Origin of the sequence: Vibrio methylphosphonaticus, from assembly GCF_023634655.1 — a bacterium.
Classification (GTDB): Bacteria; Pseudomonadota; Gammaproteobacteria; order Enterobacterales; family Vibrionaceae; genus Vibrio; species Vibrio methylphosphonaticus.
Map to the genome: position 1 here is coordinate 127,018 of NZ_JAMKMS010000002.1, position 14,873 is coordinate 141,890.

Genomic DNA, 14,873 nt, shown 5'->3' on the forward strand with positions numbered 1-14,873 from the left:
ATACATAACGGCGCTTGCCGTATTAACGATTGAGTCGCATATCGACTTCAACCGCAAGAGCGACCGATGCTCCTACCATAGGGTTATTTCCCATACCAATAAAACCCATCATAGCGACGTGTGCGGGTACTGATGAGCTACCTGCAAATTGTGCATCCGCATGCATTCGTCCCATCGTATCAGTCATACCATAACTTGCTGGGCCTGCCGCGACGTTATCTGGGTGTAGTGTACGACCAGTACCACCACCCGATGCAACTGAAAAATAGGGGTTACCTTGAGCCAACCGTTCTGATTTATATATTCCCGCAACCGGGTGCTGGAATCGCGTTGGATTCGTTGAATTGCCTGTAATACTCACGTCTACACCTGCCGCATGCATAATAGCCACACCTTCACGAACATCGTCAGCGCCGTAGCATAAAATCTCTCCACGCTCCCCTTTTGAAAAACGTTTACGGCTCACCTCTGCTAACTCGCCCGTCGTATAGTCAAACTGAGTACGTACGTAAGTAAAACCGTTGATGCGAGAGATCAAGTACGCTGCATCTTTTCCTAAACCATTGAGGATCACTCGTAACGGGGTTTGACGTGATTTATTGGCATTCAACGCTATTTTTATCGCACCTTCAGCCGCGGCAAACGATTCATGCCCCGCCAGAAAAGCAAAACATTGTGTGTCATCATTTAATAAGCGAGCAGCCAACGCACCATGGCCCAACCCAACTAATCTTTGCTCAGCGACACTGCCCGGTTTACAGAAAGCCTGTAAACCTTCGCCAATTATCGTTGCCGCGCTCGCGGCACTATTTGCCTGTCTATAAATGGCTAACGCTGTGCCTAACGTATAGGCTTCACAGGCGTTATCAAAAGCGATTGGCTGCGTGTCTAATACCAATTTTTTGGGATCAATCTGTCTTTCAAGACAGTACTGGTACGCCTCATCAGTCGAGGTAAGATTCATTTCAGTTAGTAGCATTTGTTTAGTAGTAGTCATAATAGTGTCCTCAATTTAGTCTTGACGTGGGTTAACAGTTGTCGTGGCTTCATCGAAGCGTCCATACGTCCCCTTCGCTGACTTCATTGCCTGATCTCCAGAGGAACCGCTGTTAACCTCAGCCATCATCTTTCCTAAATTGAGATACTCATAACCTATAATTTCGCCGTTTTCATCTAATGCAAGGGTGGTCACATAGCCTTCCGCCACCTCCATGTAACGAGGTCCTTTAAGTGATGTTGAATAGCTGGTGCCCACTTGACTGCGTTGTGTTTTACCTAGGTCTTCCAACGCGGCACCAATCTCTAGTCCATCTAACGAAAATGCAGATTGCGTGCGCCCATAGGCAAACTGTAAAAATATCTCCCTCATTGCAACGTTAATTGCGTCACAAACAAGATCCGTATTCATCGCTTCTAGAAGAGTTTTACCTGTGAGGATTTCTGACGCCATTGCGGCAGAATGCGTCATGCCTGAACAGCCTATTGTTTCAATAAGCACTTCTTGGATAATGCCTTTTTTGACATTGAGGGTAAGTTTTGCAGCGCCTTGTTGCGGAGCACAAGCCCCGACACCGTGGCTAAGCCCAGAGATCGCGATCACCTCTTTTGGGTTTACCCAACGCCCTTCGACAGGAATCGGTGCTGAAGCATGAAGATCGCCCCGTTGGATCGGGCACATTGATTGGATTTCTTGAGCATATTGCATGATGTTTTCCTTGATCAAGGAAAACAGGGGCTAGGGAAAAAACACCACTACAGTTCGCAACCTATCACTAGATTGGCTAAACAGAACCACCTGTTTTCAAAAACTGTAGGAGTCATCAGCCGAACGGCGGTTAAGTAGGTGGAACCCCATCACCTGATGCAAATAGTAGATCAAAATCACACTTTTATGCAACACACTTTTCAATAACCATTTTTCATATTAATAGGTCCATTAATACTCATTAAAGAATAACTATAACGGTATCTTTCGTTACAAACTGCAGACATTAATAACATCAATGGTAAGATATAGTGATGTCAGAATATCGATAAATAATGATATTTTTGCCATTTATCAGCAAGTAAGCGTTGCTGAATTGCCAACTGCTCTTTAGTATTACCCCTTTTAGTTTAAATTTGTTAACAATTTAAAGTGGTCGCATTCTCACAAGGCTGCTTTGAAGGAGAAGAAAAGTGTCGATAACACCATCAAGCCAGCAGACCAATGCTACCCATTGGAAAGTATGTTTGTTGCTTGCCATAGTCGCGGTCGTATTCAGTGGATTATTTGACCACGATGTCTGGACACCAGATGAACCGCGCGTGGCAGCGATTATTCACAGCATGTACTTAACTGGGGATTACATTATTCCTCAATTTGCTGGCATTTCTTTTGTTGAAAAACCGCCAGTTTTCTTCATCATGTCCACGTTGCTTATGCAAGTTACTGGTCTCGATGCGATCTTGGCAGGACGGTTAGCACTTGCGCTACTATGTTTAGGCTCACTCGCTGCCACGTATCGCATTGCGTTTCTTTTCAAGGGTGAAAACTTCGCCTGGACGGCGCTTGCGGTTTTGGGCACGTTGGAAGGGTTTGTTCTCAACTTTCACTGGCTACGCGTAGATGCTGCGCTCATGTTCACCACCATTGCTGCGGTATGGGCATTTTCTGAAGCCTATTTGCGTCAAAAGCTCGGCTATTTAATTATTGCAGGGGCGTTCACTGGTCTGGCATTTTTAAGCAAAGGTCCTGTCGCAATTGTATTATGTATCGGATTAGCCTGGGTCCCATTAGTGCTTAGAGCACTCTCGTTGCGTAAGCAGTTTCCTGATGAATCCGCTTCTATGAGTCGATTTGTGGTTATGCATATTGTCGGTATCGCCGTCATGTGCCTCGTTGCTGCTAGTTGGATCTACCCATTTTACAAAACGGCATCACCAGAACTGTGGAAAGCATGGTTTTGGGATAACCAAGTAGGCCGTTTAACCGGAGAAGCGACAAATAAGCTTGGTCATAATCATTCAGGGAAACCGTTCTATTATATCAAGGGCGTGATGGAGTACGGCGCACCATGGACACCGTTGTTGATTCTTTGGCTTGGGCATTTTTTCTATAAGCTTCGCCAACCTAAACAGCTTAACTGGATTGATGGTTTTTTGATCTTCTGGTTCACCCTAGCAATCTTCGTGTTGTCTTACTCAGTGACAAAACGCTCTATGTATTTAGCGCCATTAATGCCTCTTTTTGCGCTTATTATTGCGGACGCACTGCAAACTTTCGCTGGTAAATGGTTAGATTGGTACCGACGCGGCTGGCTGGCACTGATGTCGTTTGTATTGGTCGCTTTTGCTGTGGTGCCTCTTTGGGCAGGTCTACTTCCTGAGCATAAAATCCCGCCAGCACTAATGGCATGGTTAACCTCTTGGCACTGGATAGCTCTACTTCCACTTGCTGCCATTGTGCTAATGATTGTCGTTGAACGTAAGCCGTGGCCTCAATGGAGTAAGCTTGCCATCATCACTGCGTTATTCTTTTCTAGTGCCTTTACTTACCTATTTCCGGCCGTTGATATTGCTAAAGATATGAAGCCTGATTTACAAGCATTTGTGAATCAAATTCCGGAAGAGAAAAGAGATCGTACCGCTAGTCTGCGTTTCTCGGAAACAATGACATCCATCTTCTTCCTCTATCACGATTGGGCCGTTCCTCAAGTGGATCTATCTCGAGCGCAAGATATCCTTGACGGGGTTGACCCAGATTATGATTATATTCTTTTAGACCGCAGTAATTCGATTACTGAAATTCGAAAATTTACTGGTCTACGTGATAATACTCAATTTACGATTCTTGCTAAAGGCACCCCAAGAAGTGATAAAGTCAACGATGCTGTGTTTTGGCTATCTGCTGACTAATTCGCAGCTGAATTGCGAAAAGCTTTAAATTGAACGAGCGGAGACGCTCGTTTTTTATCCTTCCCTCCTCGACCTATGTTTCTAATAAGGCACATCTATGTGCTATAGATCTCATTCTTTGTGATTGCGCAACCTATTGCGTCGCTTAGCAATTTGTAACGTTAAATTTTGATGAACAACGTTAATGAACAACCCTATGTTTTATAGGATAAAACATCCATTTTCACATTTAACAATCCAAGTAAGTAATGCTCTCCGGCCATCTATATCATCTTTCGATTTGATTCGGCATTCGCAAACGATTAACATGCTCGGCGGGAAATTGGCTTACCCATAAAAACTATAACGATAAAGATTCATTGGTGTTTGAGTCGTTGCTATCTAATAAAGCAATACTCATTGTTCCAACATTAATACAAACAACATTAGAGGCTGACTACTTACATGTTTGACGAAAAAACGTTTCAATTGATGCAAAGTACGCTCATTGGAAAGGTTAAAAATATCGATATGATCCCTTGTTGTAGCAAAGAGTCACTTATAGAAGCGCTAAACAGTGCCGCGTCTATCAATGACCTGATCGGCATCAATAAAGCGATTCTCAGGCTAATTAGCAAAGCTTAGATGCTAATTAAGTAAGCAGTGTCACGTCAGACTAATGACGGCATCGTTTTCGATACGAGTCTGGCTTATCCACGACATTGCTAAAAAAAGGCGTCAACGATAGCAATCGTTAACGCCTTTTTTTGTATTCCGTAGTTGTTGCTCATTCGTTGGCAAATTTTTGATACTTACCGTGACACTATACTTACCGTGACACCACACTTGTCATGACACTATGAACCTTGACGACGACGCTGACTTTTAAATTTTCGCCCTAGATAAACAACACCAATCAATAGTGCAATGTAGTAAAACCCTTCACTAATGTACTGCCCAAGCTCATCTATACTTGGCATGGTCACATCACCTAGGCTAAGTTCGCTCAGTAATGACAACACCTGCTCAGATTTGCCTGAATCAAATATCATCCAAACTGTAATAGCAATACACGCTAATAAAAATATCCCGCTTCTCATGTCGTTAAACCTATATTACTTGGGTGTGTTTGATTGTATAACCAACACGTCCCGATCATGCTAACTTCTACTTGCAACCTACCAAGTCCAGCCAACGATTTCAGTGATTAGTCGCTAGTTTTTGGTAATAGCTCAATCGGTAATCCCCAATTATGTCGTTGGGATAGACGAGTGAGCCGTTCTATTTCATGCTGCGTTTCCTGCTTTAGCCACTCCACCAACTCATCAACGATAGGTGAGTCGGTTCGCTTGTGGCAATAATAGCGCCATGCACTATAGTGGACGGGAGCTTCTTGAGGACAAAAAAGGTACTCTCGCTCAAGTTCCGGCAACGCCAGCAACAAATCTGTCACGGCTACGCCCTGACCAGACAAACACGCACTAAGCGTTAAATCAAGGGTATAAAACGTTGAATTCCTTACTGGTTCGTTATCAATATGACCAATTTTCTTTAGCCATACTTGCCAGTCGTGGTGATCCAGTGTTGGGTGAAGTCTCGGTAACGATAATAAGGTATTCATATCCCCATGATTGTTCATTAACGGTTTAGTACAAACCGGCGCCATGTATTCCTCGCGTAGAAATAGTATGTCAGGGTCATCTTCAAATTGCTTTCCATAACGCGTGGTAAAGACAAACAGATCATAATCCCCAGCGCGTCGCCCCTCTTCTTCGTCAATGACGGGAATAACGACAATTTCATTGTTAGGATAACGTTCACTAAGCTGATGTATCTTTGGTAACAGAGCTCGAGTTGCGAAACTTAACGCGGCTCTAATGACTATTTTTTGATTTGGCAGCATACGCCAAGAATCCAGTAATGACTGCAATGCCAGATAGTTACGCCCCAATACATCATAAAGCTCCTTGCCCTTTAACGTTAACTGTATGCTGCGATGACCTCTTATAATTAAAGATGCGTTTAACTCATCCTCAAGTTGTTTAACCTGGCGACTAACCGCACTTTGAGTGACATGAAGCTCATTAGCCGCTAGCGTAAAGCTCATATGCCTTGCGACAACCTCAAACACTTTAAGGCTATTGTGTGAATAGGGAATAGTTGAATATGGGTTCATATTTACTCACATGAGTTTAAGTCATGCCAGAGTGACACAAATGTTGCTTGAACACCACCAGCTTCAATATAAAATAGCCCAACTATCACCTGAGGCTATCATGAAGAAAATCCTGTCCCTTGCGACCCCACTTATTATTTCTCAACTTATATCCATGGCGTTAGTTCTTACCGACGTTTGGATGATGGCGAAACTTAGCGTTGCCGACCTAGCAGGCGGTGGATTGGGGGCGTCCGTTTACACGTTTGTTTTCTTAGTTGCTGGTAGTACAGTAGGGTGTGTAGCCAATTTAATTGCCATTGCCTACGGTCAAGCCGTTGCTAGGCCTGAGTTTGGACACAAACAAATTCGACTCGCCATCAAAGGCGCGGTGATACTGTCCGTTGTCTTGAGTGTGTCGTTAACACTACTCTTTGCTTTTGCGCCTCAGTTTCTGGTTCTTGCCAAGCAACCTCACAGCACTATTAGTATTGCCATGGTGTATTTGGATACGCTTAAATGGGCAATGCTTCCTACCCTTTTGCTATTGATCTTGCGCGGACTCACCAGCAACTTTGGCGATGCAAAGTCGGTAATGGTGATGTCTCTTGTGACCGTTATACTCAATGTACCGCTTAGCTATTGGCTCGCATTTAGTTTTGGTATGGGGATTGCGGGTTTAGGTATTGGTACTGTACTCGCCGCATCTATTGTGCTCATCGGCTATGGAGTTTGGGTGTTTAAACGCCCAGTCTATTATAAATATGCCCCGTGGCTGCATCTTGAAGAATACACATGGAAACTGGTATTGCCACTGATTTCAATGGGCTTGCCTATCGCTGTTGCAGCAGCGCTTGAAATGGGGTTAATTTACGGCGGAACTCTGATGTCTGGCATGATTGGAGTGGCCGCGTTAGCGCTCCAACAAATTTTGTTACAGTGTCTCAGTTTTACTTGGAACATAAACTTTGGATTCTCACAGGCTGCGGCTATTCTAGTCGGTAAAGATTTCGGTAATGACGATTTTACGGGTATTAAAGCCACCGCAAAACGCAGCTTTACCCTCGTTACCTTACTTAGCGCAGTGTTAGCGGTAGTGTTTCTCCTTTGGCCAGACGCTATCGCAAGCTTATTCCAGCTCGATGAACAAGGGGATTCTCACCTAACGCAAATGTTGTCATCACTAATGTGGGTTGTAGCGTTATGTTTTGTGGTAGACGCATGGCAACTGCTTGCTATGAATCTCCTGCGCGGAATGAAGATCGTGATTGTACCGACCATTATGAGTGGAATAGGATATTGGGTCTTTGGCTTGCCTTCGGCTTGGTTTCTCATGCAGCATTATCAAATGGCGGGGATTTGGGGCGGTATTCTAGTTGGACTCGCCGTCACTGGCATCATGCTTCTTATACATTTAGTTGCGAAGCTAAACATTAACCAGCCACTACAGCCATCATCTAACGGTTAGCGTCAACAGTAGAGATTGACTTAATTAACAGGGCTTGATTATCGTGAGACACAAAGCCTCCAAATTTCAATTTGGAGGCTTTTCAATTCATTCTTATTGATTATCGTAATTATCATTTGGGGCAAAGGTAAATCCTTGCCCACCGATGGCAGCCTCATACATCAGCCCACCTTTGGTTAATGTAAACACTGACATCCCATTAATATAAGCGGCTTTGCTTTGCTTATCACCCGCTTGAGCACCAGCTCCGGTGGAGCCTGCTTGAGCACTCGCTCCTAAAGTAATTGCGACCGCAGAAGCTTGCGCGCCAAACTCAAAACTCCCACTCGTAAAGGCGTAGTAGTCCGCTTTTGTTTCAAAAAATATAATCTCACTATACGCTTGGGCCCCAAGCTGTAAACCAAAGCTTAACTGAGCTAAGGTCGTTTCACCAACATGCACACCTTGACGAAACACCTGCCCTTCTCCATAAGAGCCCCCAAGCCCAAACCCACCTTTCCCGACAGTTGGGAAGACAGCGTATCCGTAAGCATTATCAAAAAAAGAGTGGGTAGCTTGCGCCTCTTTAAAGCGATTCATCGTCGCGTCAATTTTACTCGTCGATGAATTTGAAACCGTGTCATGATTTTCTGCTGGTATCGCTGTCGTTTCAGCAATTGGTGACGTGTCACTGACATCTCTCACTGGTGCTGACTCACTGCCCTGCGCCCACACCGATGGTGTTACAGCTAAACAAGCCACTAGCGTCGCGTATCGCCCAAAGTTAACTAACATATCGTTCCTTAATAAACCATTACTGCTGAACATCACTGATGATATAGACGAGTATGTCTGTGGATAGTTCAAATTAATGCAAAAAGAGCGACGAGGAAGGCACTTGAAACTAGCCGCCGCGATAAGTTCAATCTACAATACCCTACATACAGACATAGAGTAACCTTTTAAATTTTATGATAAAGAAGATATTAATCAATACACTACTTATTCTTTTCGGTGTACCTATCTTACTTGTTACATCGCTAAAATTTATTAACCCTCCTGTCTGGGGCTGGCAAATTAACCGTACCTTTTTTCCACCAGAAAGCTATCCAGATACTGTGCTTCACAATTGGCTGCCCATTGACCAGATACCATCAGATATGACGTTGGCGGTCATTGCATCAGAAGACCAACAATTTGCTCACCATTATGGTGTCGATATAGACTCAACGTTGAGTGCGTTAAGTGAAAATAGCACTTCATCTAGACGGGGAGCGAGCACCATCACGCAACAAACGGCTAAAAATGTCTTGTTGTTTCCGAGTCAGACGTACGTTAGAAAAGCATATGAACTCTATATTGCGATTTTAATGGAATTGATTTTAGGCAAACAGCGTATTATGGAACTTTATCTCAATGTCATTGAGTTCGGGCCCGGAATTTATGGCGTTGAAGCCGCCAGTCAGTTCTACTTTGGCACCCCTGCAAGTCAGCTATCGCGCGTACAATGTGCACAGCTTGCGGTTGTGCTTCCCAACCCCTATCGCATTAGCCCAGTACCTGCCACGCCCTATGTGCAGCAGCGAACTCAATGGGTTATAAAGCAAATGCGTAATCTGGGAGCTATCCAATTGTAAACCTTCATAATTACGCCTTACTATCTTCAATAACAGCTTGTGAAGAATAACGCTTAACTTGGCTAACCAATAACACCAATGCCATAAGAACGGCAGAAACAATATAGAAGCTGCCTAAGCTTTTAGAGCCGGCTATCCAATGCTCCACCAGGTACGCCCCTAATACTCCAGCAACCATCATCTGAATCGATCCCGACAGCGCTGACACAGCGCCAGCTTGAGATTTATGCGGCCCTAAAAGCAAGCTAATTGAAATTGGAAATGACAAACCCTGAGCAACGGTAAGCAAGGTAAATGCAAATATTAGATTCATTACGGACATTGATGTCATAAGTAGCCACAAGCCCGAAAGCGCCATAATAGTAATCGCAAGTAATAACAGCCATGCGTTTGAAAAGTAGCGGTTAAGTATGTTGAGCGAGACGCTTCCCATCAATAAACCGGCAGAGGGGATGATCATTATTGTGCCGTACTCAGCAACCGTTAAACCAAGCTCGTGCTGCATTAGAAATGGAAAAATACTCAACGAGACAACAGCCCCTAAGTAACTGATCCAGTTATAGCTAGCACTGCCTATCACCTGAGGGTTAACGATAAGCTTAGAATAGGTTTGTACAATTCCTCTCACCTCAAAACGTTTAGGTCGATACGGCAAGGTTTCTGGCAAAATAAACCAACCAAGCACGTAGATTGCGATAAGGTATGCAAGGACACAAACAAAGACAGCATGCCAACCCAGTTGAAATGCTACCCAACCGCCAAACACTGGTGCGACAATCGGCATAATAGAAGCGGTCATCGAAATGTACGACAGGGCTTTTGTCAATTGCTTGCCATCATAGCTGTCTCTCAGCACGCTTCGTCCAAGCACCGATGCACTGCCAGCGCCAAGCCCTTGTAACAAGCGACCTGATTCCAACGCGATTTGATGGTCGGAAAAGACGATGCACACCAGTGTACCGAGTATGTAAATACCCTGCCCAAGCAAAAATACCGGTCGTCTGCCAATCGAATCTGATAACGGTCCATAAAATAGCTGCGATAGACCAAAGCCAACTAAAAATAATGTGACGAGCATTTGCGCATCCGCCTGCGTGAGAGACAGCGTTTCACTAATCAAAGGCAATGATGGTAGATAAATACTCACACCGACCTGCCCTGTCGCAATGATCATCATTGCCAAAAGCATCGGGGTTTTATTAAATGACGTTGACTGTTCTCTATTCATATACACATTCTATATTGCGTATTAGTTTATGATAATAGAGTATGATGGAAATAGATTATATCTTCATAGGAAACAATAGGCGCAGTTATGGATTGGATTCAAAGTATCAATAGCTACATCAAAGTCGTAGAGGAAGGCAGCTTCAATGGTGCAGCTAGACGAATGAACACCACAAACTCAGCGATCAGTAAGCGGATTCACTGGCTAGAAGAAGTCATTGGCGTCCAACTGCTCAAACGAACAACCCGTTCAGTCACCCAAACCGAAGCTGGCGCGCTCTTTTATCAGCGGGCAAAAGATTCGATGGATCGATTTCAATCAATCATCGACGAAACTCGTTCGGTCAATCAAACTCCGGCAGGTCTATTAAAGATTGGCGCGACAATCGCGGTAGGATCGAAGTTTCTTGTTCAGTACTTTCATGACTTCCTCACTCAATACCCGGAAATTCGCATCCAGCTTACCACCACCGCACCGGGACAATTACCCGACTCCAATCTCGATGTTTTTATTAGCCGTGAAATAGAGCAAATGAACTCTTTGAGTATGAAGCAGACCAAGCTGTTCGAGCAAAGAGTAGGCTTTTATGCTGCCCCTTCCTATATTAAGCAACATGGGGAGCCCACATCAATTGAACAGCTAAAAACACATAACATCCTAATATGGGGCGAGCGCCCGCAAAGAGAATACAAAATCAATAAAACTCAAAGGGTGATGTTATCGGGCAACTTTGCCACGACTAACCCAGAAGCACTCTTTTTCGCAGCAAAAAGTGGCATGGGCGTGTTAATTAGTAACGATATTATGATCAAAGAAGATATCAAGTCTGGCGCTCTTACTCCGATACTACCCGAGATACAAGCCGAGGATTCCACTGTATACGCCTATTATCCGGCATTGGACTATGAACACACTCGAACTAAGCTGTTCTTGGATTACATTCGCTCTCGACTTGCCCAATCAAATGACTCCCTTTAGCGCCGATTATCCCCTAGTTTGTCGACTAAATTTGCTCACGAGATCCTTGATACCTCGAGCTTCGGAGGGTGTTATCCATCAATGACAATATGATGACCTCATACACTTTCTATACAATTCCACGCAGTTACTGGCGAAGCGTTATGCAATAATGAGTGTTCAGGTCCACTTGGAGTCTCGCGTTGACTGTTTTCTTTTTTACCTGCTTACTCAGCTACTTTTTACTGACAGGATTCGCTGGATTTAAAGCATACCAGCATCAACAACTCCATCTGATTGATACATTACTTCCTATTTGGGTGATCGGATGCTGGTCATTGCTCGCCGCTTTTGGTGTTGGGCAGCAAAGTCTTGGTAACCTCATAGAGCTTCCGTTACTGCTATTTATTGCCAGTGTGCTCTATAATGCCCGCGTCTATCTCGCCATTTCAAACTCAAATAAAACAATACTGACGAGACGATCTATTTATATCATCGTTCTTGTTATCACTATCACGATTCGCCTATCCTCCCCATTAATGATGGAATGAATAGCGTTAAGGTGAGTCAGTATAGATAGTTATATCTCAAACAAAAAGGTGACGACAATCGCCACCTTCTATCAACGGTTAGCATGAAACACTAAGTTAGCGCCACTTCAACGTCTGACTGTATTTGGCTAGAGCAGGCTAATACAAAACCATTTTCAATGTCTTGCTCCGTTAATGTCTCTTTACTTGAAGACAGTACTTGGCCTACTTTCACTTTACATTTACAAGACCCACAAATACCGCTGCGACAAGCCGCAATGACAGGCACTCCACCTTTTTCTAACGCATCCAGTAGCAAACTGCCCGCCTCTGCATCCAGCTCGACACCAAAGTCGGGAACCATGACTTTCACCGAGGCAACATGTTGGCTAATCTCCGGTGCCGTATCTTGCACAACAGGCTCGGGTTCTGCAGGAGTAAAGCTCTCTTGATGGAAATTCGACATGTCGAAATCAGCTTGCTCTAATGCTGATTTAACCACTTGCATAAACCCAGTTGGTCCACACAAATAAATCGTGCGATCGTGAAAGTCCGCTACTAATGTTTGCAACCACTCTAGGCTAATTAAGCCCTGTGGGTAATCAGTCCCACTGCTATCTTCGAGCAACATTTTAAGATTGAAGTGTTCTACGGAATCATTCAATCGACTGATTTTATTGAAATAGATCGCATCTTGTTTACTTTTCGCTAAATGCAAAAATTCGATATCTACACAAGTATCACTAGCTAACCAATCATCGACCATCGACATTACTGGTGTGATACCACATCCGGCGCTAATCATGAGCACCTTGTCTTGAGGTGAACAGTCTACATTGTTGAATTTGCCTATGGGCGCCATTGCCTCAACCAACTGACCAACCTCTAGCTGTTCAACAACATGATTGGACACCAAGCCATTCGCTACGCGTTTCACTGTAAAACGTAATTTGCTATCTCCGGGCTTTGAACTAATAGAGTAAGCTCGAAAATGTTTATCGCCCTCGATGTCAAAACCTAATGATGAAAACTGACCAGGCTTAAACTGAAACGTGACGTTGTGACGATTTGGCGACAACTCAAATGTGACTGAATCTGGTGTTTCAACCCATTTTTTCGTGCACGTAAGTTCCACTGCCCCCGACTGAGACCATGCCATATTACTCTCCTAACAATCGGTAATGGTGCCTTAAGGCACCATTACCATTTACTCCACTACATTGCGATCAAATTCAGCTCGCTGGATATTCACTACGCCGCTAAGATAGTTTTAAGATCTTCTTCAACCGTTGTAATACCACGCATATCAAACTTGTCTTGCATGATTTTCAGTAGGTTATCCGTTAAGAAAGCGGGAGCGGTTGGTCCGGTATAAATACCTTTCACGCCTAGTGCAAAAAGCGTCAACAAAATAACGATCGCTTTTTGCTCAAACCAAGACAACACAAGTGTCAATGGCAATTCGTTGATGCCACAGTCAAACTCGTCTGCAAGTGCTAACGCCAATTGAATCGCTGAATACGCATCATTACATTGCCCTACATCCAGTAAGCGCGGAATACCGTTAATACTGCCGAACTCATTCTTATTGAAACGGAATTTACCGCAGGCTAATGTTAAGATAACACTGTCCTCTGGAGCCTGAGCGGTGAAATCGGTGTAGTAACTACGCTCAGACTTATCGCCATCACAACCGCCGACTAAGAAGAAGTGCTTGATCGCGCCAGCTTTCACTTGCTCAACTACAGCAGGCGCCGCTTGCATCAGCGCATTGCGACCAAATCCAACCGTAATCATGTGTTCAATTTCGTTGTGCTTAAAGCCTTCTAATGCAAGTGCGCACTCAATCACGGCACTAAAATCGTCACCTTCAAGATGCACGACACCCGGCCAACCAACAATGCTACGAGTAAACAGGCGATCAGCATATTGACCTACATCTGGGTTCAATAGACAATTAGAGGTCATAACAATAGCACCAGGGAAGTTTGCAAATTCCTTTTGCTGATTTTGCCAAGCGCTGCCGTAGTTACCCGCTAAATGAGGGTATTTTTTAAGTTCAGGATAGGCATGTGCAGGAAGCATTTCACCATTGGTGTACACATTAATGCCTTTGCCTTCCGTTTGTTGCAGAATTTTTTCCAAATCATGTAGGTCATGTCCAGAGACGAGAATACACTTACCTTGAATGGTCTTAACATTCACCTGGCTTGGCTCTGGGTGACCAAAGGTATCTGTTTCGCCTTTATCCAGCATCTCCATTATCTTGTAGTTCATCAAACCAATCTGCATAGAAGTATTGAGTAAGGCTTCAAGTTCAGTTGGGTCAGTGCCTAACCAAGACATGATCTGATGGTATTCTGCATAGACGGCCTCATCGGTTTGTGACAGCACTCGAGCATGCTCTAGATAAGCAGCTGCCCCTTTTAAGCCGTAAAGACACAACAAACGAAGCCCAATGACGTCTTCATGTAAACTATCGTGGCCACGGTTTACTGCCGCTATTGGTGCAAACGCTAACAGCGCTTCTTTTGTGATAGGTAGGTCGAATAATGCCGCTGGTGACAAAGGATCAAGCTGAATACCTAGCAGGGTTGCCGCCGCCGTAACTTGTTCTTGCAGTCGCTGTTTATAAGTCGCCGCTAGGTTAGCGAGCTCGATGATACGCTCAGGATCGAAGTTTACATTGGTTAATGTTGAGAAAAATGCACGAGGTGCCCATTGGTCAATCTCTTGATCAATAATGCCTACTTTGCGGCCCTGCTCAGCCCAAAAAGAAACACCTTGTAACGTATAAACCAATACATCTTGCAAATCAGATACTTCAGATGTTTTACCACACATGCCTTGAGTGTATGAACAGCCCTTAGATACAGGGGTTTGGATAGTTTGTTCGCATTGAATACAGAACATATTTTGAACTCCAGTGTTTTAAATTCCTTGCTCTGGTACATTGCCAAAGCCATTTATTAGCTACTGGTTAATTGCACTTACCGTGCCAAGAGAGATAAAAATATAATTCATTGATTTTAATGAAATTTAA

General features: G+C 44.1%; 14 protein-coding genes and 1 riboswitch. Of the genes, 6 read left to right on the forward strand and 8 right to left on the reverse strand.

Going from position 1 to position 14,873, the window contains the following annotated elements; translation table 11 throughout:
* Positions 1 to 22: 22 nt before the first annotated feature.
* Both M9196_RS02910 and M9196_RS02915 read right to left on the reverse strand, forming a co-directional pair.
* A complete protein-coding gene (locus tag M9196_RS02910; protein WP_250616032.1) occupies positions 23 to 997 on the reverse strand; it encodes a GGGtGRT protein in 975 nt (324 codons plus the stop codon).
* A gap of 15 nt (positions 998 to 1,012) precedes the next feature.
* Positions 1,013 to 1,705, reverse strand: coding sequence for an iron-sulfur cluster assembly scaffold protein (locus tag M9196_RS02915; RefSeq protein WP_250616033.1), 693 nt, complete (start codon positions 1,703 to 1,705; stop codon positions 1,013 to 1,015).
* A 99-nt stretch (positions 1,706 to 1,804) separates the two neighbouring features.
* A riboswitch (Fluoride riboswitch) is annotated at positions 1,805 to 1,868 on the reverse strand.
* Between the two features lie 310 nt (positions 1,869 to 2,178).
* Here M9196_RS02915 and M9196_RS02920 point away from each other — a divergent pair.
* Together M9196_RS02920 and M9196_RS02925 are read left to right on the forward strand one after the other, a co-directional pair.
* Positions 2,179 to 3,897 carry an ArnT family glycosyltransferase gene (locus M9196_RS02920; protein ID WP_250616034.1) on the forward strand — a complete coding sequence of 573 codons (1,719 nt, stop codon included), beginning with the start codon at positions 2,179 to 2,181 and terminating at the stop codon, positions 3,895 to 3,897.
* 444 nt (positions 3,898 to 4,341) lie between these two features.
* Positions 4,342 to 4,521: a hypothetical protein gene (locus M9196_RS02925; RefSeq protein WP_250616035.1), complete on the forward strand. Its 180-nt coding sequence runs from the start codon at positions 4,342 to 4,344 to the stop codon at positions 4,519 to 4,521.
* Positions 4,522 to 4,733: 212 nt separating this feature from the next.
* Here M9196_RS02925 and M9196_RS02930 read toward each other — a convergent pair whose 3' ends face one another.
* Both M9196_RS02930 and M9196_RS02935 read right to left on the reverse strand, forming a co-directional pair.
* A complete protein-coding gene (locus M9196_RS02930) occupies positions 4,734 to 4,976 on the reverse strand; it encodes a hypothetical protein (protein ID WP_250616036.1) in 243 nt (80 codons plus the stop codon).
* 107 nt (positions 4,977 to 5,083) lie between these two features.
* Positions 5,084 to 6,052, reverse strand: a complete 969-nt coding sequence (locus M9196_RS02935) for a LysR family transcriptional regulator (RefSeq protein ID WP_250616037.1) — start codon at positions 6,050 to 6,052, stop codon at positions 5,084 to 5,086.
* A 100-nt stretch (positions 6,053 to 6,152) separates the two neighbouring features.
* Between M9196_RS02935 and M9196_RS02940 the strand changes: the two genes are divergently transcribed.
* Positions 6,153 to 7,499 carry an MATE family efflux transporter gene (locus M9196_RS02940; RefSeq protein WP_250616269.1) on the forward strand — a complete coding sequence of 449 codons (1,347 nt, stop codon included), beginning with the start codon at positions 6,153 to 6,155 and terminating at the stop codon, positions 7,497 to 7,499.
* Positions 7,500 to 7,592: 93 nt separating this feature from the next.
* Here the strand turns inward: M9196_RS02940 and M9196_RS02945 are convergent, their stop codons facing one another.
* Complete coding sequence (locus tag M9196_RS02945; protein WP_250616038.1) at positions 7,593 to 8,273, reverse strand: lipid-binding SYLF domain-containing protein; 681 nt, start codon at positions 8,271 to 8,273, stop codon at positions 7,593 to 7,595.
* 176 nt (positions 8,274 to 8,449) lie between these two features.
* Between M9196_RS02945 and mtgA the strand changes: the two genes are divergently transcribed.
* Entirely contained in the window at positions 8,450 to 9,115 is a 666-nt protein-coding gene (mtgA, locus tag M9196_RS02950; protein ID WP_250616039.1) for a monofunctional biosynthetic peptidoglycan transglycosylase, read from the forward strand.
* Positions 9,116 to 9,125: 10 nt separating this feature from the next.
* Here the strand turns inward: mtgA and M9196_RS02955 are convergent, their stop codons facing one another.
* Complete coding sequence (locus M9196_RS02955) at positions 9,126 to 10,343, reverse strand: multidrug effflux MFS transporter (protein WP_250616040.1); 1,218 nt, start codon at positions 10,341 to 10,343, stop codon at positions 9,126 to 9,128.
* Between the two features lie 87 nt (positions 10,344 to 10,430).
* Between M9196_RS02955 and M9196_RS02960 the strand changes: the two genes are divergently transcribed.
* The gene (locus M9196_RS02960; protein WP_250616041.1) at positions 10,431 to 11,321 is read left to right on the forward strand and encodes a LysR family transcriptional regulator; all 891 of its coding nucleotides are present in this window, start codon (positions 10,431 to 10,433) and stop codon (positions 11,319 to 11,321) included.
* A 182-nt stretch (positions 11,322 to 11,503) separates the two neighbouring features.
* Positions 11,504 to 11,851, forward strand: coding sequence for a hypothetical protein (locus M9196_RS02965; RefSeq protein ID WP_250616042.1), 348 nt, complete (start codon positions 11,504 to 11,506; stop codon positions 11,849 to 11,851).
* A 91-nt stretch (positions 11,852 to 11,942) separates the two neighbouring features.
* Here the strand turns inward: M9196_RS02965 and M9196_RS02970 are convergent, their stop codons facing one another.
* Positions 11,943 to 12,989: a hybrid-cluster NAD(P)-dependent oxidoreductase gene (locus M9196_RS02970; protein WP_250616043.1), complete on the reverse strand. Its 1,047-nt coding sequence runs from the start codon at positions 12,987 to 12,989 to the stop codon at positions 11,943 to 11,945.
* A 92-nt stretch (positions 12,990 to 13,081) separates the two neighbouring features.
* Entirely contained in the window at positions 13,082 to 14,743 is a 1,662-nt protein-coding gene (hcp, locus tag M9196_RS02975) for a hydroxylamine reductase (protein ID WP_250616044.1), read from the reverse strand.
* Positions 14,744 to 14,873: the final 130 nt, after the last annotated feature.

Bases quoted from the DNA above. Each gene is read 5' to 3' on its own strand.
- M9196_RS02910 (WP_250616032.1), bottom strand. From the start codon at position 997: ATGACTACTACTAAACAAATGCTACTAACTGAAATGAATCTTACCTCG.
- M9196_RS02915 (WP_250616033.1), bottom strand. From the start codon at position 1,705: ATGCAATATGCTCAAGAAATCCAATCAATGTGCCCGATCCAACGGGGC.
- M9196_RS02925 (WP_250616035.1), top strand. From the start codon at position 4,342: ATGTTTGACGAAAAAACGTTTCAATTGATGCAAAGTACGCTCATTGGA.
- M9196_RS02930 (WP_250616036.1), bottom strand. From the start codon at position 4,976: ATGAGAAGCGGGATATTTTTATTAGCGTGTATTGCTATTACAGTTTGG.
- M9196_RS02935 (WP_250616037.1), bottom strand. From the start codon at position 6,052: ATGAACCCATATTCAACTATTCCCTATTCACACAATAGCCTTAAAGTG.
- M9196_RS02940 (WP_250616269.1), top strand. From the start codon at position 6,153: ATGAAGAAAATCCTGTCCCTTGCGACCCCACTTATTATTTCTCAACTT.
- M9196_RS02945 (WP_250616038.1), bottom strand. From the start codon at position 8,273: ATGTTAGTTAACTTTGGGCGATACGCGACGCTAGTGGCTTGTTTAGCT.
- mtgA (WP_250616039.1), top strand. From the start codon at position 8,450: ATGATAAAGAAGATATTAATCAATACACTACTTATTCTTTTCGGTGTA.
- M9196_RS02955 (WP_250616040.1), bottom strand. From the start codon at position 10,343: ATGAATAGAGAACAGTCAACGTCATTTAATAAAACCCCGATGCTTTTG.
- M9196_RS02960 (WP_250616041.1), top strand. From the start codon at position 10,431: ATGGATTGGATTCAAAGTATCAATAGCTACATCAAAGTCGTAGAGGAA.
- M9196_RS02970 (WP_250616043.1), bottom strand. From the start codon at position 12,989: ATGGCATGGTCTCAGTCGGGGGCAGTGGAACTTACGTGCACGAAAAAA.
- hcp (WP_250616044.1), bottom strand. From the start codon at position 14,743: ATGTTCTGTATTCAATGCGAACAAACTATCCAAACCCCTGTATCTAAG.